This is a genomic window from Citrobacter sp. L55 (assembly GCF_002850715.1).
Taxonomy (GTDB): domain Bacteria; phylum Pseudomonadota; class Gammaproteobacteria; order Enterobacterales; family Enterobacteriaceae; genus Citrobacter; species Citrobacter braakii.
The window spans coordinates 126515-146535 of the sequence record NZ_KZ559406.1; the positions used below are offsets into that span (position 1 = coordinate 126515).

The 20021-nt window shown below is 51.8% G+C and carries 16 protein-coding genes and 1 pseudogene; 8 read left to right on the forward strand and 9 right to left on the reverse strand.

Annotated elements, in window-relative coordinates; translation table 11 throughout:
• Positions 1-340 precede the first annotated feature (340 nt).
• The gene (locus tag B9P82_RS17220) at positions 341-1375 is read left to right on the forward strand and encodes an AI-2E family transporter (protein ID WP_019076755.1); all 1035 of its coding nucleotides are present in this window, start codon (positions 341-343) and stop codon (positions 1373-1375) included.
• A 25-nt stretch (positions 1376-1400) separates the two neighbouring features.
• Here B9P82_RS17220 and B9P82_RS17225 read toward each other — a convergent pair whose 3' ends face one another.
• The 3 genes and pseudogenes from B9P82_RS17225 to pntA form a co-directional block, all read right to left on the reverse strand.
• Positions 1401-2597, reverse strand: coding sequence for a multidrug effflux MFS transporter (locus tag B9P82_RS17225; protein WP_047358418.1), 1197 nt, complete (start codon positions 2595-2597; stop codon positions 1401-1403).
• A 159-nt stretch (positions 2598-2756) separates the two neighbouring features.
• A complete protein-coding gene (pntB, locus tag B9P82_RS17230; RefSeq protein WP_016153031.1) occupies positions 2757-4145 on the reverse strand; it encodes a Re/Si-specific NAD(P)(+) transhydrogenase subunit beta in 1389 nt (462 codons plus the stop codon).
• A 10-nt stretch (positions 4146-4155) separates the two neighbouring features.
• Positions 4156-5684, reverse strand: a pseudogene (gene pntA, locus B9P82_RS17235) (Re/Si-specific NAD(P)(+) transhydrogenase subunit alpha).
• 525 nt (positions 5685-6209) lie between these two features.
• Here pntA and ydgH point away from each other — a divergent pair.
• The 3 genes from ydgH (at position 6210) to folM (ending at position 9540) form a co-directional block, all read left to right on the forward strand.
• Positions 6210-7154: a DUF1471 family protein YdgH gene (ydgH, locus tag B9P82_RS17240; RefSeq protein WP_016156455.1), complete on the forward strand. Its 945-nt coding sequence runs from the start codon at positions 6210-6212 to the stop codon at positions 7152-7154.
• 244 nt (positions 7155-7398) lie between these two features.
• Entirely contained in the window at positions 7399-8781 is a 1383-nt protein-coding gene (locus B9P82_RS17245) for an amino acid permease (RefSeq protein ID WP_016153028.1), read from the forward strand.
• A gap of 36 nt (positions 8782-8817) precedes the next feature.
• Positions 8818-9540, forward strand: coding sequence for a dihydromonapterin reductase (gene folM, locus B9P82_RS17250; RefSeq protein WP_101700678.1), 723 nt, complete (start codon positions 8818-8820; stop codon positions 9538-9540).
• On the opposite strand, the gene B9P82_RS17255 is transcribed toward folM, so the two are convergent.
• Complete coding sequence (locus B9P82_RS17255; RefSeq protein WP_016153026.1) at positions 9537-9872, reverse strand: GlpM family protein; 336 nt, start codon at positions 9870-9872, stop codon at positions 9537-9539. The two genes, folM and B9P82_RS17255, sit on opposite strands and share 4 nt — an antisense overlap.
• 117 nt (positions 9873-9989) lie before the next feature.
• Here B9P82_RS17255 and rstA point away from each other — a divergent pair, with 117 nt between their 5' ends.
• Positions 9990-10733 (forward strand): two-component system response regulator RstA, encoded by a 744-nt coding sequence (gene rstA / locus B9P82_RS17260; RefSeq protein ID WP_016153025.1) that lies wholly within the window; start codon positions 9990-9992, stop codon positions 10731-10733.
• A 148-nt stretch (positions 10734-10881) separates the two neighbouring features.
• On the opposite strand, the gene B9P82_RS17265 is transcribed toward rstA, so the two are convergent.
• Positions 10882-11910 carry a HoxN/HupN/NixA family nickel/cobalt transporter gene (locus tag B9P82_RS17265; protein WP_101700679.1) on the reverse strand — a complete coding sequence of 343 codons (1029 nt, stop codon included), beginning with the start codon at positions 11908-11910 and terminating at the stop codon, positions 10882-10884.
• A 120-nt stretch (positions 11911-12030) separates the two neighbouring features.
• Entirely contained in the window at positions 12031-12870 is an 840-nt protein-coding gene (locus B9P82_RS17270; protein ID WP_101700680.1) for an aminoglycoside phosphotransferase family protein, read from the reverse strand.
• 192 nt (positions 12871-13062) lie between these two features.
• Between B9P82_RS17270 and B9P82_RS17275 the strand changes: the two genes are divergently transcribed.
• Positions 13063-13854 carry an MBL fold metallo-hydrolase gene (locus B9P82_RS17275; RefSeq protein ID WP_101700681.1) on the forward strand — a complete coding sequence of 264 codons (792 nt, stop codon included), beginning with the start codon at positions 13063-13065 and terminating at the stop codon, positions 13852-13854.
• Between the two features lie 22 nt (positions 13855-13876).
• On the opposite strand, the gene B9P82_RS17280 is transcribed toward B9P82_RS17275, so the two are convergent.
• Positions 13877-14221, reverse strand: a complete 345-nt coding sequence (locus B9P82_RS17280; protein WP_101700682.1) for a DUF1294 domain-containing protein — start codon at positions 14219-14221, stop codon at positions 13877-13879.
• A gap of 65 nt (positions 14222-14286) precedes the next feature.
• On the opposite strand from B9P82_RS17280, the gene rstB reads away from it, so the two are divergent.
• Both rstB and tus read left to right on the forward strand, forming a co-directional pair.
• On the forward strand, positions 14287-15588 hold the full coding sequence (gene rstB / locus B9P82_RS17285) for a two-component system sensor histidine kinase RstB (RefSeq protein ID WP_101700683.1): 1302 nt from the start codon (positions 14287-14289) through the stop codon (positions 15586-15588).
• Between the two features lie 73 nt (positions 15589-15661).
• Positions 15662-16591 (forward strand): DNA replication terminus site-binding protein, encoded by a 930-nt coding sequence (gene tus, locus B9P82_RS17290; RefSeq protein WP_019076745.1) that lies wholly within the window; start codon positions 15662-15664, stop codon positions 16589-16591.
• Here the strand turns inward: tus and fumC are convergent.
• Positions 16588-17991 carry a class II fumarate hydratase gene (fumC, locus tag B9P82_RS17295; RefSeq protein WP_016153018.1) on the reverse strand — a complete coding sequence of 468 codons (1404 nt, stop codon included), beginning with the start codon at positions 17989-17991 and terminating at the stop codon, positions 16588-16590. The genes tus and fumC overlap by 4 nt on opposite strands.
• A 143-nt stretch (positions 17992-18134) precedes the next feature.
• Entirely contained in the window at positions 18135-19781 is a 1647-nt protein-coding gene (gene fumB, locus B9P82_RS17300; protein ID WP_016153017.1) for a class I fumarate hydratase, read from the reverse strand.
• Positions 19782-20021 lie beyond the last annotated feature (240 nt).

Below are 20021 nucleotides of genomic sequence, written 5' to 3' on the forward strand. Positions count from 1 at the left end.
CGCACAGCGCCAGCTCAGGCAGAAGAAAGGACTAAAGCGCGTTGCGCCAGTGTTGCTCACCCGCAAGCAAGAAAGTGGAGGAGGTACGAAGAAGTGAAGGTAAACGCAAAAACATCCTGAACATATTGTCCATAATATTACAATTATCCGCAGTGTTGCTTCTCATCATCGCGGATGATAATTGTCCTCGGTAGTTAAACACAGATGATTTGTACCATAGCTTCAATGCGAACTCAAAGTCTTTTCACTTCTTTACCTGCCCCATTTGATTTTTGTTATAACGGCTCGACGCAAATCACATTATTATTCAGATTCAAAAATGAAAAATGCAGGAATACACATGGCGAAACCGATCATCACGCTTAACGGCCTAAAAATAGTCATTATGCTGGGCATGCTGGTTATCATTCTGAGCGGCATCCGCGTTGCCGCAGATATCATCGTCCCATTTATTCTGGCGTTATTTATTGCCGTCGTGCTTAACCCCGTGGTGCAGCGGATGGTCAAACTTCGCATACCGCGCGTAATAGCGGTATCATTGCTCATTGTTATTATTGTGATGCTAATGGTGTTGCTATTAGCGTATTTAGGTACATCCTTAAATGAGCTTGCGCGAACGCTGCCGCAGTATCGCTCTTCACTGGTTATCCCACTCAAAAACCTTGAGCCGTGGTTACAGCGCGCAGGGATCGGCGTTTCCGTAGATGAACTCGTCAAATATATCGACCCGAATGCAGCAATGACGCTGGTGACCAATTTACTGGCGCAGTTGTCTAATGCCATGTCATCGATATTTTTACTGCTGTTGACGGTGGTTTTTATGCTGCTGGAAGTACCGCAGTTACCCAACAAACTCAAACAAATGATGAGTCGTCCCATTGAGGGAATGGCGGCGATTCAACGCGCCATAGACAGCGTTTCCCACTATCTGGTGCTCAAAACGGCGATCAGCATTGTGACCGGGTTGGTGGCCTGGGGCATGCTCGCCGCACTCGACGTGCGTTTCGCTTTTGTCTGGGGACTGCTGGCCTTTGCGCTCAACTATATTCCTAATATCGGTTCGGTGCTGGCCGCCATTCCCCCTATTGCTCAGGTGCTGGTATTTAGCGGCCTTTATGACGCCCTGGTGGTTTTCGCAGGTTATCTGGTCATTAACCTGGTGTTCGGGAATATCCTCGAACCGCGGATTATGGGACGTGGACTTGGGTTGTCTACGCTGGTGGTGTTTCTGTCGTTAATCTTCTGGGGCTGGTTACTGGGGCCTGTCGGGATGCTGCTTTCTGTACCGCTGACCATCATCGTGAAAATCGCGCTTGAGCAAACCAACGGCGGTCAAAGCATTGCCGTGTTGCTGAGCGATCTCAATAAAGAGTGAATTCGCCCCGCCATTGCGGGCATTTTTATCGTTTAGCCCGTAGCGCCAGAACGGCGCTACACAACGTAAATAACGCAATTATCCAGGCCATAGTCCATGGCGTTCCGTCGCTGAAGGCGGCCAGCAGCAATGACGAGATAATGCCGCTACCGTATTGTAACGCGCCAATCAGCGCGGAGGCTGAACCGGCGATGCTCGGTACTGCGTCCAGCGCAGCAGCGGTTGAAGTAGCAGCGATAATGCCATTCATTGAGAAAAACAGAAAAACGGTGATGATAATGGCTTCAACGCCACCTGACTCCAGCTTAACCAGCACCGCAAGCGCCACTGCAGCCAGCGCCGCCAGCATCGTCGCATACTTTAGCAGTTGCTCCAGAGAATGCCGTTGCACCAGACGACGGTTTACTACGCTCATGACCATGACTCCGACAATATTGAGCGCAAACAGCCAGCCGTATTGCTGTGGTTCAACATGGTAATAGCTAATATAAACAAACGGCGAACCGGTAATAAACGCATACGCGGCAACGTAATAACACGTCAGGCTCAGGGTGTAGCGCATAAAACGTCCATTGGCGAATAACGAACGATAATTACGAAATGCGCCAGCTAAAGAAGCTTTCACCCGTTTCTCTTCCGGCAATGTTTCCGGCAGCCAGTTTAAGGAGATAAACATCAGCGCCCCTATCACCGCCAGCAGCCAAAAAACAGAGTGCCAGGTGCTCAGGCGAATAATTTGTCCGCCAATCAACGGTCCTGCTATTGGCGCAATCGCCATGACCAGCACCAGAGTTGAAAGCATTTGCGCCGCGCGAGTACGTGCAAAGAGATCGCGGATCATCGCCCGCGCCAGCATAGGTCCGGTACAGGCTCCAAGCGCCTGAAAAACTCGCCAGAAAACAATTTGCGTAATACTCGTGGACATCGCACATCCTGCGGAGCCGATGATAAAAAGCACCATGCCAATTAACAGCGGTTTACGCCGTCCCAGATGATCGCTTATCGGCCCCCAAATCAATTGCGCAATGGCGAAACCTACCAAAAAACCGGTGATCGTCAGTTCTACATTGCCATGTAAATCCTCTGCCATTGTCGGCATTGCCGGAAGATAAATGTCGGTGGAAAGCGAGGCAAAGGCCATCAGGCCACTGAGGATCAGAATAAAAGTAAGACCAGTCTGGCTTGCTATAGCCGCCGACGAGGCATGTTTACGTGTACTCATAGCGCCCTGTTATGTTCTAAAAAGTCAGGAAGCAGTATATACACGGCGTTTTACGGTGATTAGACGGTTAAAACCGTATGGGTTTATGAGCGGTAATCATGAATAGCGGAGTATTAAAAAGACGGCCTCCGCAGAGGCCGTCTTGGTTTGCGCTGACGATTACAGCGCTTTCAGGATCGCATCCACGCTGGCTTTGGCATCGCCAAACAGCATATGGGTGTTTTCTTTAAAGAACAGCGGGTTCTGCACGCCAGCATAGCCGGTGTTCATAGAACGTTTGAACACGATAACGTTCTGCGCTTTCCATACTTCCAGCACCGGCATACCGGCGATTGGGCTACGCGGATCGTCCTGCGCCGCCGGGTTTACCGTATCGTTGGCGCCAATCACCAGCACGGTATCGGTATCGGCGAAATCATCATTGATTTCATCCATTTCCAGCACGATGTCATAGGGTACTTTGGCTTCCGCCAGCAGTACGTTCATATGACCTGGCAAGCGCCCTGCTACCGGGTGAATACCAAAGCGTACCTTGATGCCGCGGGCGCGCAGTTTCTCGGTGATTTCAGCAACCGGATATTGCGCCTGTGCCACGGCCATGCCATAGCCCGGGGTGATTATCACGGAGTGCGAGTTCTTCAGCATTTCTGCCGTGTCTTCCGCATTAATCTCACGATGCTCACCGACTTCTTCATCAGACCCCGTAGAAGAACCGTCAGAACCAAAGCCACCGGCAATCACGCTGATAAACGAACGGTTCATCGCCTTACACATGATGTAAGACAGGATCGCACCGGAAGAACCGACCAGCGCACCGGTGACGATCAGCAGATCGTTGCTGAGCATAAAGCCCGCCGCCGCCGCCGCCCATCCTGAATAGGAGTTAAGCATTGAAACGACGACCGGCATATCCGCACCGCCGATGGACGCCACCAGATGCCAGCCAAAAGCTAACGCAATAATGGTCATCACCAGCAGCGCCAGAACCTGCAGACCCACGCTTTCGGTACGAACAAACACCACCAGCAGCAGGAAAGAAACAACCAGCGCCGCCAGGTTCATTTTGTGACGATTCGGCAGCATCAGCGGTTTAGAGGAGATCTTACCGCGCAGTTTGCCAAACGCCACCACGGAACCGGTAAAGGTCACCGCACCGATGAAGATACCAAGGAACACTTCCGTCAGGTGAATGTTCACCAGAATCGGTTCCAGGCCCGTGTCGTGATACAGGTAGCTGTTGAAACCCACCAGCACCGCCGCCAGACCGACGAAGCTGTGCAGAATCGCCACCAGCTCCGGCATCTCGGTCATCTCGACTTTCTTCGCCAGACGAATACCAATCGCGCCGCCGATGATCATCGCCACCAGGATCCACGCAACGTTGCCGGTCTCCGGGCCAAAAATCGTGGCAATCAGCGCAATCGCCATCCCGGCGATACCGTAGTTGTTACCCTGTTGAGAGGTTTCGTGTTTCGAAAGCCCCGCCAGGCTGAAAATAAACAGGATCGCGGCAACAATGTATGCAGCTGTAACTAATCCTCCAGACATATGTTACCCCTTAGTTTTTCCGGAACATTTTCAGCATGCGCTGAGTCACGGTGAAGCCACCGAAAATATTAATGCTGGCAATAAGCACCGCGATAAAGCTCAGGAAACTCACCCAGCCACCCTGGCCAATTTGCAATAACGCCCCGACAACGATGATCCCGGAGATAGCGTTCGTCACGGACATCAGCGGAGTGTGTAGCGCGTGCGACACATTCCAGACCACGTAGTAACCCACTACACAGGAAAGCGCAAACACCGTAAAGTGACCCAGGAACTCTTTCGGCGCGACATCAGCGAGCCAGCCAAACAGTATGACGACCAGCGCCATCAACGCATATTTGCGCCACGGTGAGGCCGGTTTTTTCTCTTCTTTCGGCCGGGCGCGGCTTTTGGCGCAGCCTGCGGCTGAGCAGAAACCTGGATCGGCGGCGCAGGCCAGGTGATTTCACCCTCGCGAACCACCGTAACGCCACGTACGACCACGTCGTCAAAATCGACGGTGATATTGCCGTCTTTCTCTTTGCACAACAGCTTGAGCAGGTTAACGAGGTTCGTGCCATAAAGCTGGGAAGACTGCGTCGGCAGTCGGCCTGGCAGATCGGTATAACCGATAACCTTCACCCCGTTCTCGGTGGTGGTCACTTGGTTAGGCACGGTGTATTCGCAGTTACCGCCGTTTTGCGCGGCGAGATCGACAATCACGCTGCCCGCCTTCATCGAATCGACCATTTCACGGGTGATCAGTTTCGGTGCCGGTTTGCCCGGAATCAACGCGGTGGTAACGATAATATCAACGTCTTTCGCCTGAGCGGCGAAGAGCGCCATTTCAGCTTTGATGAACGCTTCGGACATCACCTTGGCGTAACCGTCGCCGCTGCCGGCCTCTTCTTTAAAGTCCAGTTCGAGGAATTCAGCGCCCATACTCTGAACTTGCTCTTTCACTTCCGGACGGGTGTCAAAAGCACGAACAATAGCGCCCAGGCTGTTTGCCGCACCGATAGCTGCCAGACCAGCCACACCCGCACCAATCACCATGACCTTGGCAGGTGGAACCTTGCCCGCGGCGGTGATCTGGCCGGTGAAGAAGCGGCCAAATTCATGTGCGGCTTCAACAATGGCCCGATACCCGGCGATATTCGCCATCGAGCTTAAGGCATCCAGCGACTGCGCGCGCGAAATACGCGGCACGGAGTCCATCGCCATAACCGTCACGTTGCGCTCTGCCAGCTTTTGCAATAGCTCAGGGTTTTGCGCGGGCCAAAGAAAACTCACCAGCGTCGTGCCCGGGTTGAGCAACGGGATTTCCGCCTCTTCCGGCGCGTTGACCTTCAGGATGATCTCTGACTGCCAGACGGCATTTCCGTCAACAATTTCTGCGCCTGCTTGTACAAACGCCTTATCGTCAAAACTTGCCAGTTGACCTGCACCGCTTTCAACCGCGACGCTGAAACCCAACTTAAGCAGCTGCTCAACCGTCTTCGGCGTAGCTGCGACGCGGGTTTCATTGGTTAACCGTTCTCTTGGTATGCCAATTCGCATAATGTTCCCTTCCATCTGTATTTGTGATGATGGTTTATCAATGTTCGCACGAGGCATGCGCGCACTCTCGAAAGAGGTCAGTGTTACCCCAATAAAATAAAACAGTAACAAACTCTGTATAACCTACTGAAAATGACGCCTGTGATCTAGCGCCAAAAAACAGTATTTATTATGAAATTCGCGAAATAGAGATGAATCGGAGCGCTGGCAGATAAAATACCCTAAAAATAGCCCACAAAGGCCGATAATTCGCTCAAGCGAAGCGGCAAAACATGATTACGTGCCTGCCAAAAACAATTGATTAACATTAAATTAACTTATGAAATTCAACCGCTTTATCAGTTTTGGTCGCCAAATGCCGAAATTTTCGACATATCACAAAATGTTATCTGTGTTGTTACGTCACGTGGCACGATGAGTGAAAAATGACGCAGACACTGACACAATTTAAATGCAATAATCAGCGACGTTTCTAGTCAATAACAATACCAGTACCTGGTTTGCGCAAGGCGAAGGATTATTTTTATGAAGCTTAAGAACACTCTCCTGGCGTCCGCACTTATTTCTGCGACTGCTTTTTCTGTAAATGCAGCGACAGAATTGACGCCGGAGCAAGCGGCTGCCCTGAAACCCTATGACCGCATTGTGGTTACCGGTCGTTTTAATGCTATCGGTGACGCGGTGACCGCCGTATCACGCCGTGCAGATAAAGACGGTGCAGCCTCCTTTTATGTTGTTGATACCTCAGATTTTGGCAGCGGCGGTAACTGGCGCGTTGTAGCCGACATCTATAAAGCCGATGCTGAAAAAGCGGAAGCGTCCAAAAACCGTGTCATTAACGGCGTTATGGAATTACCGAAAGATCAGGCCGTTCTGATAGAACCATTCGATACCGTTACGGTGCAGGGTTTCTACCGCAGCCAGCCTGAAGTGAACGATGCCATCACCAAAGCAGCGAAAGAGAAAGGCGCTTACTCCTTCTACATCGTGCGCCAGGTCGATGCCAACCAGGGCGGCAACCAGCGTATTACCGCATTCATCTATAAAGCTGATGCGAAAAAACGCGTAGTACAAAGCCCTGATGCGATCCCAGCAGATTCAGATGCCGGACGTGCCGCATTAGCCGCCGGTGGCGAAGCCGCGAAGAAAGTTGAGATCCCAGGCGTTGCGACTACCGCGTCTCCGAGCGCTGAAGTCGGTCGTTTCTTCGAAACGCAATCCACCAAAGGTGGGCGTTACACTGTCACGCTGCCGGATGGAACCAAAGTTGAAGAACTGAACAAAGCAACCGCCGCTATGATGGTGCCGTTCGACAGCATCAAGTTCACCGGTAACTATGGCAACATGACTGAAATCTCTTACCAGGTAGCCAAACGCGCAGCGAAGAAAGGCGCTAAGTATTATCACATCACCCGCCAGTGGTCTGAACGTGGTAATAACATGACCATCAGCGCTGACCTGTATAAGTAATACTCAGTACCTTATCAGGTCTACAGCCTTGTAGACCTGATAATTTCCCGCCATCCTCCCCTCAGGCAAAACAAAAACAGCAGTATTAAGACTACTTTTCACACTATTAGTCACAAATCTCTCTATCCCCATTGCATGCGTTCTCTTCTCTCCGTAAAATCCCGCGCCTTAGTGGCTTTCACCATTTTTATGCGGTTTGCCAAAATAATTATTCTCTCACTCTCGTTTTTGTCACTGGATACAAATGGAAAAGAAATTGGGTCTGAGCGCACTCACCGCGCTGGTTTTAAGCTCAATGCTCGGCGCTGGTGTTTTCAGCCTGCCACAAAATATGGCGGCGGTAGCAAGCCCGGCTGCATTACTGATTGGTTGGGCGATTACCGGTGCGGGTATCCTTTTGCTCGCCTTTGCCATGCTGATTCTGACGCGTATCCGTCCTGAACTGGATGGTGGCATATTTACCTATGCACGTGAAGGTTTCGGTGAGCTGATTGGCTTTTGCTCCGCGTGGGGATACTGGCTGTGTGCTGTTATCGCTAACGTTTCGTATCTGGTGATTGTTTTCTCTGCGCTCAGCTTCTTTACCGACACGCCGGAGTTACGTCTGTTTGGCGACGGTAATACCTGGCAGTCGATTGTTGGCGCATCGGTGCTGTTGTGGGTGGTCCATTTTCTGGTGCTGCGTGGTGTGCAAACGGCAGCCAGTATTAACCTGGTGGCGACGCTGGCGAAATTACTGCCGCTTGGTCTGTTTATCGTGCTGGCGTTTATGCTGTTTAAGCTCGACACCTTTACCCTCGATTTTACCGGCGTAGCGTTGGGCGTTCCCGTCTGGGAGCAGGTAAAAAACACCATGCTCATCACCCTGTGGGTTTTCATCGGTGTGGAAGGCGCGGTGGTGGTTTCAGCTCGTGCCAGAAACAAACGCGACGTCGGACGCGCTACGCTGCTGGCGGTACTCGCCGCGCTGGGCGTTTACCTGCTTGTCACCCTGCTGTCTCTGGGCGTTGTCGCGCGTCCCGAACTGGCGGAGATCCGCAACCCGTCAATGGCCGGTCTGATGGTGAAAATGATGGGGCCATGGGGTGAAATTATTATTGCCGCAGGTCTGATTGTCTCCGTGTGCGGTGCTTATTTAAGCTGGACGATTATGGCGGCGGAAGTGCCGTTCCTCGCCTCCACGCACAAAGCGTTTCCACGCATTTTTGCGCGGCAGAACGCGCAAGGCGCGCCATCGGCGTCGCTGTGGCTGACCAACATCTGCGTACAGATTTGCCTGGTGCTGATCTGGCTCACAGGTTCCGACTACAATACGTTATTAACCATCGCCTCAGAAATGATTCTGGTGCCCTATTTACTGGTCGGCGCATTTCTGCTGAAAATTGCCACTCGTCCAATTCATAAGGCTGTCGGTATCGGAGCGAGTATTTATGGCATATGGTTATTGTATGCGTCAGGTCCGATGCACCTGCTGCTGTCTGTGGTGCTGTATGCGCCAGGGCTGCTGGTCTTCCTTTATGCCCGTAAAACACACGCGCATGAAAACGTATTAAAACGCCAGGAAATGGCGCTGATCGGCCTGCTGCTTGTTGCTGCTGTTCCGGCGACCTGGATGTTGATGGGGTAACATTGTCCCCATCGTTCGCGACACATGGAGATTACGATGGGTAAAAAACCCCCTTTGCCAATTCTTATCACCGGAGGAGGTCGACGTATCGGCCTCGCCGTCGCATGGCACTTTATTAATCAAAAACAGCCAGTTATTGTCAGCTACCGCACGCATTATCCGGCTATTGATGGCCTGCGAGATGCGGGCGCGCTGTGTATCCAGGCTGATTTTTCCACCGATGAAGGCGTACTGGCCTTTGCGGATGAGGTCAAAGCACAGACGGATGGCCTGCGCGGTATTGTGCATAATGCCAGTGCCTGGCTTGCAGAAAAGCCCGGTGCGCCGTTAACCAAAGTGCTGTCGGCCATGATGCAGATTCACGTCAATACCCCCTACCTGCTCAACCACGCGCTGGAAGGATTGCTGCGCGGGCATGGACACGCGGCCAGCGATATTATCCATTTTACGGATTATGTTGTAGAGCGTGGCAGCGATAAGCACATTGCTTATGCAGCCAGCAAAGCGGCGCTGGACAACATGACCCGCTCGTTCGCGCGCAAACTGGCACCGGAAGTGAAAGTGAACGCGATTGCCCCCTCGCTAATCCTGTTTAACGAGGGTGACGATGCAGAGTATCGTCAGCAGGCATTGAACAAATCACTGATGAAAACAGCGCCGGGTGAAAAAGAGGTCATTGATTTAATTGACTATCTGTTGACCAGCTGTTTTGTCACCGGGCGTAGTTTTGCCCTTGATGGCGGGCGTCATCTGCGTTAGTGCAATTTAATCCAACAAAAAATAAGCAACCATGCGCTCAGGCCCCAGCACACCACTGAACCGCCGAGCGCAACGGGTAAGCGCATAAATCCGGTGAAATACCACAGCGAAACGAGGTAGACAAAATAGGGAATAATCGACCACATGCTGAAGACAATGGTTGTACGCAACGCTTCGATCCCACGTTCACTGGCCACGATATAGTGGGCAATCAACGCAAAGGTCGGGAACAACGGAATTAATCCGGCAATATAGTAGTTCTTTGTTTTCGCCAGCACACCAATTAACACCACCACCAGCGCACCGAGCGCCGCTTTTATAACGAGTCCCATCACTCTGCCTTAACACATCAATAACATCAGCCCCTAGCATAACGGAAGCGTTCTTGTTTAGAAAAGATTAATGGAAGGAAAAACCGGGGCGGTGTATGTTGGCGTTTTATATTCAAAATGAATGATATGAACACCATCGTATTTGTTGAAGATGATCCCGAAGTTGGCTCGCTGATTGCAGCCTATCTGGCCCGGCATGATATTGAGGTTATCGTTGAGCCTCGAGGTGATTTGGCCGAGGAGAAAATCCTGCAAGTTCAACCCGATTTGGTGTTATTAGATATCATGCTGCCGGGCAAAGATGGGATGACTATCTGCCGCGATTTGCGCGGACGCTGGCAGGGTCCAATTGTCCTGCTCACCTCGCTGGACAGCGATATGAACCATATCCTGGCGCTGGAAATGGGTGCCTGTGACTATATTCTGAAGACAACGCCGCCAGCAGTGCTGCTTGCTCGCCTGCGTCTGCATCTGCGCCAGAATGAACATTCAGTCCAGTCTAAAGGCATTCAGGCGGCAACCATCACGCCGCACACGACGCTGCGCTTTGGCACACTCACTATCGACCCAACAAATCGTTCCGTGCTGCTCGGCGGCGAGCAAGTCTCTCTTTCCACCGCAGATTTTGAATTACTGTGGGAGCTGGCAACCCATGCCGGGCAAATTATGGACCGCGATGCGCTGCTGAAGAACCTGCGCGGCGTAAGTTATGACGGCATGGATCGCAGCGTTGATGTCGCGATTTCCCGGTTACGCAAAAAACTGCTCGATAACGCGACTGAACCCTATCGAATCAAAACGGTGCGCAACAAAGGTTATCTGTTCGCACCGCACGCCTGGGACGATGAACCTCAAATGTAATCCCATCGGGCCGACCATTATACGTTACACCGTCACTTATAATATCACCCAGATTTGGGTGATGAAGATGGTGTGTATCATCACCGCGAATTAGTCAGCCCTCAAGTAAGATCCGAGCCTTCCCTTTCACGGAAGGCTTTCTTTTGTGTTAACTAAACGTCAGCCCGTCGTATTTTTTCCAACGGTAATTTACTGCAGAAATAATCCAGCAGCCGATAAAGACGCCAATAATCGCAAACCCGACATTCCCCATATGGTCACTCAACTCGCTGACGGTATCCCACAAACCTCCCTGGAGCGAAAATGCGTCAGAGAGAAGCCCCAGCGCCTCCAGCCCGCCAATAAATAGCGCAACAATTACCGAGGTCCCGGTGATGGTCATATTGTAATAGAGCTTACGCTGCGGCTTATTGAATGCCCATCCGTAGGCCTCAACCATCAGGATACTGTCAAGGCAGTCAATCAGCGCCATGCCGCAGGTAAACAGCGCCGGGAACACGAGAATTGACCACACCGACATGCCACTGGACGCGCTTGAAGCAGAAATTCCGAGCAGAGAAATTTCAGTAGCGGTATCAAAACCCAGGCCAAACAAAAAGCCGACAAAATACATATGCCAGTCTTTGCCTACCAGCCGAAACGCCGAGCGGAAAAGCCAGTTCAGCGGGCCTGAAACTGTCATATCCTCTGTGGTGCCATCGTAAGTACCGGTGCGTTTTAGATGACGAAAAGCCTTCCAGACATGACAGAAAATAACGAGATTAATGGTAGCCAGAATCAGCAGAAATACGGCAGAGACCGTGGTACCTATCAGACCGCCGACATTCTGAAACCATGCCATGTGTTGCTTAAACACGCTGGTGGTCAACGCAATGCCAATGCTTGCCAGTACCACAATGGTGGAATGCCCCAGGGAAAACCAGGCTCCCGTCGTCAGGGCGCGTTTTTTCTGCTGCATAAGTTTGCGCGTAGCGCTATCTATCGCGGCGATATGATCGGCATCAACAGCATGGCGCAAACCATAGCACCATGCGATCAGACTAAGCGCCAGTAACGACGTGTTGTTGCTAAACGCGGTGAAAGCCCACAGCCACGCCACGATGTTTGCCCCGATGAGTAAGACCATCAACAAAATAATGTTCGGGCGTTTTTTTAATAATAAAAACAATGCGTTCATTGCTCACAGCCTGTCAAATTTGCGCTAAAAAACACACTACACCGCCGTTCACTGATTGATTAATAAAACATTTACCAGGCTAATGATAACTCTAAAGAATTACCAGCCCAGTGTCGTAGATCAAAATTGATTACCCCCAAAAGCGAGTTCCGCGCTCGCTAACTCTGCGATGCGCAGGGGTATCGTGGCGCAGTCTCCTTCTTGCAAAAACCAGGCAGACGACAACCCACACCAGGCAATAATCCACATCAGCAAACGTTGCCGTTCAATCCTCGCGATTTCAGACACAATATTTACCCGTTGTGCGAATCTTTCTGGCTCAATGGCGACAGGTTTGGTGGGATCGGCAAGATCGGGATTAGTAAAAATATTGGCGTAATCAAAGCCACGCTCGCCCACCAGCCCTTTAGGATCGATAGCCAGCCATCCTTTCGTTCCGAAATCAAGAATATTGCCGTGGTGTAAGTCACCGTGCAATACGACTTCATTCTGGGGAGAGGAGAGCAATACGTTTGCCACCTCTGCACAATGAGTCAGGATGCCGCCATGCTTTTTCGCGGCAGGAGCCAGACAGCGAAACCAATAAAGTAGCGGTGTTAACGCAGGCGTTGACGCATTCCGGGGGAGATGGAGTCGACTGGCTGCATGGCAAATAATGCGACAGGCCTGCGCATCATTGCCGGACCAGGACATGTCCGCTAAAGACCCCGCCCCGGTTGCACGTTCTAACAGAATCGCCCCTGCTGCATGAGCAAGCACTTTCGCAGCACCATTCCCGTTCCACCAGACCATTAGTTCGCAGCCGTTTCGTTCACTGTCATCGTCGGTGAGTTTGAGTATGGCTTTCTGACCATCTTTGGTCACCACGGGCAAAAGCTGTGATGTGTGCGTCTCAAGCGGTTGGCCATCAGGAGTAAGTCCCCAATGGCTGAGCCAAGTGTTGAACAGACTATTTTCCAAACATTATCCTCATTTTTTTCGCCGGAAATGACCCTCGACAGGGACGGTGTAGACATTATTCCTGCTTTCTGCTGGTTGGGCCACAACGACCCACGCCCACCATCACTGGCTTATCGTGTAGAGCACTAAAGGGCACACCCTTGCGTATCGGTGTGCCATGCTGACTGTGTTTTTTCAATAGAGGAAGACACGATGATCACGTTATGCAAAGCCTGTGGAACATCCTATGAGGTGGCAGACGCCCTTCCTGAACATTGCGATATCTGCCAGGACGAACGTCAGTATGTCCCCGCGACCGGACAGGAATGGGTCGATTTTGCCGCACTTTGTGCTTCGCACACAAATAAGTGGCGGCAACATGACAGCACCCTCCTCAGCATCAGCACCGTTCCTGGTTTTGCAATTGATCAAAAGGCGTTTATTCTGCGTACTCCAGAAGGCAATATTTTATGGGACTGCATTGCCACGCTCGACGACGCCACAAAAATGCTAATAACGTCCCTGGGCGGGCTTAAGGCCATCGCGATTTCGCATCCTCATTACTACACCACCATGCAAGACTGGGCTGACGAATTTAACGCTCCCATTTATCTCCATGCCAATGACCGCAAGTGGGTAATGCGCGACAGCCCGTGGATTAAATTTTGGGATGGCGACACCCTGGAACTGACACGCGACGTCAGTGTGATATGCCTCGGCGGACACTTTGCTGGCGGCTGCGTTCTGCACTGGGCGCGAGATGAAGGCGTGGTGCTTTCCGGCGATATCGTTCAGGTCACCCCTGGGGCGCATGCCGTCTCCTTTATGTGGAGCTACCCCAATATGTTGCCACTGCCAGCCGCAACGGTCAGCGACATTACCCACCGCCTGAGTACGGTGAAATTTAAGCAACTCTATGGCGCGTTTGAAGGGAAAGACATAACGAAAAATGCCGATGACATCGTGCAGCGCTCAGGTGAAAAGTACGTTTCCTGTCTCAAGTAAGCAGGCTGCCTGTCACTGATGTTCACCAGGATGAAATGGGATAGAAATGATAGGCCGCTCCGATGACAGACACATTAACTATCACACTGATAATAAAGTAGGTTTTGAATGGCTGTTTTTGTGTTTTATGGCGAAAGATTTGTTGAGCGGCTATCGCGCCCCCCCACCCGCCAACAACGCCAAATAGCAGCAAAGTGGACTCCGGCACTCGGCACCAGGCCCTGCGCGCTGCCATTTTATCCGCACCGTACATTGCCAACGTCAGTATGTTGGCGAGCAAAAACCATATAACAAAGGGATGCGAGGTGAAAATGCAGCCTAACGCTGCGAAAATAAGTAGTAAATAACAACAGCGATTGAAATTCATATTTTTATATCACAGCAATTTTGAGAGTATCGGTGAGCATTATATTATGTATTCGGTGATTTTTTATGAAGAAGCTGTTTGTACAGTTTTATCTCCTGCTGTTTGTCTGCTTTCTGGTGATGACCCTGCTGGTCGGCCTGGTCTATAAATTCACCGCAGAGCGCGCAGGCAGACAATCGCTCGACGATTTAATGAAAAGCTCGTTATATCTGATGCGCAGCGAGCTTCGCGAGATCCCGCCACGTGACTGGGGTAAAACGCTGAAGGAGATGGATTTGAACCTCTCCTTTGACCTGCGCGTTGAACCGCTAAATAAGTACACGCTGGACGTTCAAACAATGCAACGTTTGCGCGAAGGCGATATCGTGGCGCTTGACGATCAGTACACATTTATTCAACGGATCCCACGCAGCCATTACGTGCTGGCCGTCGGCCCGCTTCCCTATCTCTATTTTCTCCATCAAATGCGTTTGCTGGACATCGCGTTGATGGCGTTTATTGCTATCTCGCTGGCCTTTCCGGTACTTATCTGGATGCGTCCGCACTGGCAGGAAATGCTGCGACTGGAAGCTGCTGCACAGCGTTTTGGGGAAGGACATCTGGGCGAACGCCTCCATTTTGACAGCGGTTCCAGCTTTGAGCGATTGGGTATCGCGTTTAACCAGATGGCAGACAATATCAATGCGCTAATCGCCAGTAAGAAACATCTTATTGATGGCATTGCCCATGAGCTTCGTACCCCACTGGTACGCTTACGTTACCGGCTGGAAATGAGTGATAACCTCACCGCGCAGGAATCCCAGGCGCTGAATCGCGATATTGGCCAACTGGAAGGGTTAATCGAAGAATTACTGACCTATGCCCGGCTGGACCGCCCGCAAAATGAACTGAAGCTCAGCGTACCAGACCTGGCCGTTTGGCTGACAACCCATCTGGAGGATGTGCAAAGTGTAAACCCTGAGCGTGCGGTGCGCTTACGCCATCTTAATATTGGCGACTACGGCGCGCTGGATATGCGCCTGATGGAGCGCGTACTGGATAATCTACTGAATAACGCCCTGCGCTATTGCCAGTCTACGGTGCAAGCGAGTCTGTTATTGAATGGCAATCAGGCGACGCTGGTTGTGGAAGATGACGGTCCCGGTATTGCTCCAGACGCCCGCGAACAGGTTTTTGAACCGTTTGTACGCCTTGACCCCAGCCGTGACCGGGCGACTGGTGGTTGCGGGCTTGGGCTAGCCATTGTTCACTCGATCGCATTGGCTATGGGCGGTACGGTCGTTTGTGATGAAAGTGAACTCGGCGGCGCTCGCTTTTGTTTCAGTTGGCCCGTCTGGCATAACATTCCTGAAATTTCAGCTGCCTGACCCATTCGGCTCGGTGGTCAAATGGTGGAGGTTGTGCTATAAAAAAGTATGTTGTAACTAAAATGGTAAATCTATGGCCCGTTACGATCTCGTCGACCGCCTGAACGGCACCTTCCGCCAGATGGAGCAAGAGCTGGCGCTTCTGAACGACAATCTTTTGCAGCAGACGCTGCTGATTGCGCGCGTCTTCTCGTTACCGGAAGTGGCCAAAGAGGCAGAACATGCCCCACTGCAGAACATTGATGTTAAGCAGCATTTAGGTAAAGAGGCTGAAACGCTGGCGCTACGCCACTATCGTCATCTGTTTATCCAGCAACAGTCCGAGAATCGTAGCAGCAAAGCGGCCGTCCGCCTGCCAGGCGTACTGTGTTATCAGGTAGATAACGCAGCTCAGCGCGCTCTGGAAGAGCAAATACAGCGTATTAACCAGCTAAAAACCACCTTCGAGCGCATTGTCACGGTGGAATCAGGGCTGGCACCGGCAGCGCGTTTTGAATGGGTGCATCGCCACCTGCCGGGACTGATTACGCTGAATGCCTATCGTACGCTCACCCTTGTCAGAGAGCCTGCCACCCTGCGATTTGGCTGGGCCAACAAACACATTATTAAAAATCTGAAACGCGATGAAGTACTACAGCAACTGGAAAAAAGCCTGACGTCGCCGCGCAGCGTACATCCCTGGACGCGGGAAGAGTGGCAGGCGAAGCTTGAACGGGAATATCAGGATGTCGCCGCCCTGGGCCAGCAGGCGCGCCTGAAGATTAAACGGCCGGTAAAAGTGCAGCCCATCGCCCGCGTCTGGTACAAAGGAGAACAAAAGCAGGTGCAATATGCCTGCCCGACGCCCTTGATCGCGTTGCTCAACAATGAAAACGGCATGACCGTACCAGATATCGGCGAGTTACTGAATTATGATGCCGATAATGTTCAGCATCGTTTTAAACCTCAGGCGCAGCCGTTGAGATTGATTATTCCCCGGCTGCACCTGTACGTTGCGGATTAACTGCCTGGCCGCATACTGCCAACCATCAGTTCCGGGCGTACCCAGCTGTCAAACTCCGCTTCGGTTAGATACCCCAGCGCCAGGGCGGAAGCTTTTAACGTCAGCCCCTCTTTGTGCGCCTTTTTGGCAATTTCAGCGGCTTTATCATAACCGATATGGGTATTGAGCGCGGTCACCAGCATTAGCGACTCGTTGAGCAGTTGATCGATTCGTTCACGATTAGGCTCGATTCCTGTCGCGCAGTGCTCGTTAAAGCTTTCCATACCGTCAGCCAGCAGACGCACCGACTGCAGGAAATTGTGGATGACCATTGGTCGGTAAACGTTGAGCTCAAAATTACCTGACGCTCCGCCCATGTTGATGGCGACATCGTTGCCCATTACCTGACAGCAAAGCATGGTCAGCGCTTCACACTGGGTAGGATTGACCTTACCCGGCATAATGGAGCTGCCCGGTTCATTTTCAGGAATCGAAATTTCGCCAATCCCGCAACGTGGACCGGATGCCAGCCAGCGCACATCGTTGGCGATTTTCATCAGCGATGCCGCCAGCCCTTTTAGCGCGCCGTGGGCGTGAACCAGTGCATCGCAGGTAGCTAGCGCTTCAAATTTATTCGGTGCGGTAACGAACGGCGCACAGGTAATGTCCCGCAATTCATCCGCGACCCGACGGGCATATTCCGGATGCGTGTTCAGTCCGGTCCCTACCGCGGTTCCTCCCAGCGCCAGTTCCGCCACGTGGGGTAAGCTGTTTTCAATGTGTCTGAGGTTATGTTCAAGCATTGCCACCCAGCCGGAAATCTCCTGGCCGAGCGTAAGCGGGGTTGCATCTTGCAGATGTGTACGACCAATTTTGACGATATCCGCGAAAGCGTGTGATTTATCACTGAGCGTTTTGGTTAACACATTTAACTGCGGGATCAGTGAGTTACGCAGTGCCAGCAGCGCGGCAACGTGCATTGCGGTCGGGAACACATCATTCGAGCTTTGGCTTTTATTAACATCATCGTTGGGGTGAACTTTCCGTTCCATCCCCCGCACGCCGCCCAGCAACTCGCTGGCCCGGTTTGCCAGCACCTCGTTCATGTTCATATTGCTTTGTGTTCCTGACCCGGTTTGCCAGATGGCCAGCGGAAACTCATCGCGGTGTTTATCCGCCAACACCTCATCTGCGGCCTGCATAATAGCCCTGGCTTTATCCTCCGCCAGTAGCCCGAGATCCTGGTTAACCTTTGCTGCAGCGCGTTTCGTCAGCGCCAGCGCATGGATCAGCGAGACCGGCATTTTCTCCGTAGAGATACGAAAATGCTCCAGCGAACGTTGAGTTTGCGCGCCCCAAAGCTTATCGGCTGGAACATCAATCGCCCCCATTGAATCATTCTCGCGGCGTACCGTTACCATTACCTGCTCCTTACATTAACAATTGATTAGGTTATGTTTCGACATTGCCCATTTGCATTGGTCTTATGAGTATTAACGAGGATTAATCTGTCGTTTGGTGGTTCGTGCGGTAAAAAAAAAACCGCCCCGAAGGGCGGCTGACGTTACTTAACGCAGCGTGCGCACTGCGACGTCTGAATCTGCTTGAAGAAATCGTTGCCTTTGTCATCCACCAGGATAAACGCCGGGAAATCTTCCACTTCGATTTTCCAGATGGCTTCCATCCCCAGTTCAGGGTATTCCACACACTCCAGACTCTTGATACTGCCCTGGGCCAGCACCGCTGCCGGGCCGCCGATGCTGCCTAAGTAGAAGCCGCCATGCTTATGACAGGCATCGGTCACCTGCTGGCTGCGGTTGCCTTTTGCCAGCATGATCATGCTGCCACCTGCGGACTGAAGCTGGTCAACATACGAATCCATACGCCCTGCCGTGGTTGGTCCAAGCGAACCAGAGGCATAGCCTTCCGGCGTTTTTGCCGGGCCAGCGTAATAGATCGGATGATCTTTAACATACTGCGGCAAACTTTCGCCGTTATCCAGCCGTTCTTTCAGTTTCGCATGCGCAATATCACGGCCAACAATAATGGTACCGTTAAGCGACAGACGTGTAGAAACCGGGTACTGCGACAGCTGAGCCAGGATCTCTTTCATCGGACGATTGAGGTCAACGCGTACCGCTTCGCCTTCTCCCGCCTGGCGCAACTCTTCTGGTATATATTTGCCTGGATTATGCTCCAGTTTTTCGATCCAGATACCTTCACGGTTGATCTTAGCTTTGATATTTCGATCGGCTGAGCAAGAAACGCCCATACCAACCGGACACGACGCACCGTGACGCGGCAGGCGGATCACGCGGATATCATGAGCGAAGTACTTCCCGCCGAACTGCGCGCCCAGCCCCAAATTCTGTGCCTCAATCAGCAGCTCTTTTTCCAGCTCCACATCGCGGAATGCCTGACCATGTTCGTTACCTTCGGTCGGCAGCTCATCGTAATATTTAGCCGACGCCAGTTTCACCGTTTTCAGCGTGGCTTCCGCTGACGTTCCACCGATCACAAACGCGATGTGATACGGCGGACAGGCCGCTGTTCCCAGCGTTCGCATCTTCTCAACCAGGTAATTTTTTAATTTGCCCGGCGTGAGCAGCGCTTTGGTCTCCTGGTACAGATAGGTTTTGTTCGCCGAACCACCGCCTTTGGCAATACACAGGAATTTGTATTCATCGCCATCGACGGTATACAAATCTATCTGTGCCGGCAGGTTGGTACCGGTGTTCACCTCTTTATACATATCCAGCGCGGCGTTTTGTGAATAGCGCAGGTTATCTTCGATGTAGGTGTTATACACACCGCGCGCCAGCGCAGCTTCATCACCGCCGCCGGTCCAGACGCGCTGACCTTTTTTACCCACGATAATCGCGGTGCCGGTGTCCTGACAGGTCGGCAAAATACCTTTTGCCGCAATATCAGAATTCCGCAGGAATTGCAGGGCCACATATTTGTCGTTTTCGCTGGCCTCCGGGTCACGCAGAATGTCGGCCACCTGCTGCTGATGCGCAGGACGCAGCATAAACGATGCATCATGGAAGGCCTGACGAGCCAGCAGCGTTAAGGCTTGCGGCGCGACTTTAACAATCTCCTGCCCTTCAAATTCGGCAACGGAGACATGGTCGCTGGTCAGCAGATAGTATTCGGTATCATCCTTTTTGAGGGGGAAAGGATGCTGATAATGAAAGGGTTTATTTGACATTGTGCTCTCACTTACTGCTCGGTCTGGTTATTCTCTGGGCAGATGTTCCATTGCCCTGCTTCCCTGCCGCAGGTCGGGTTGTAGAAGGAAAGGCTTTCTGCAACCGGAATTACTCAGGGTATTAAAAGCGAGTCACCATATCCTACACAATTTTTTAACAAAAACTGAGACAAGTACGACTTTTTACATGTGCAGGTTACTTCGCTCAGGGTTTCTTGGTTTAATAGCCGTAGAAAATTC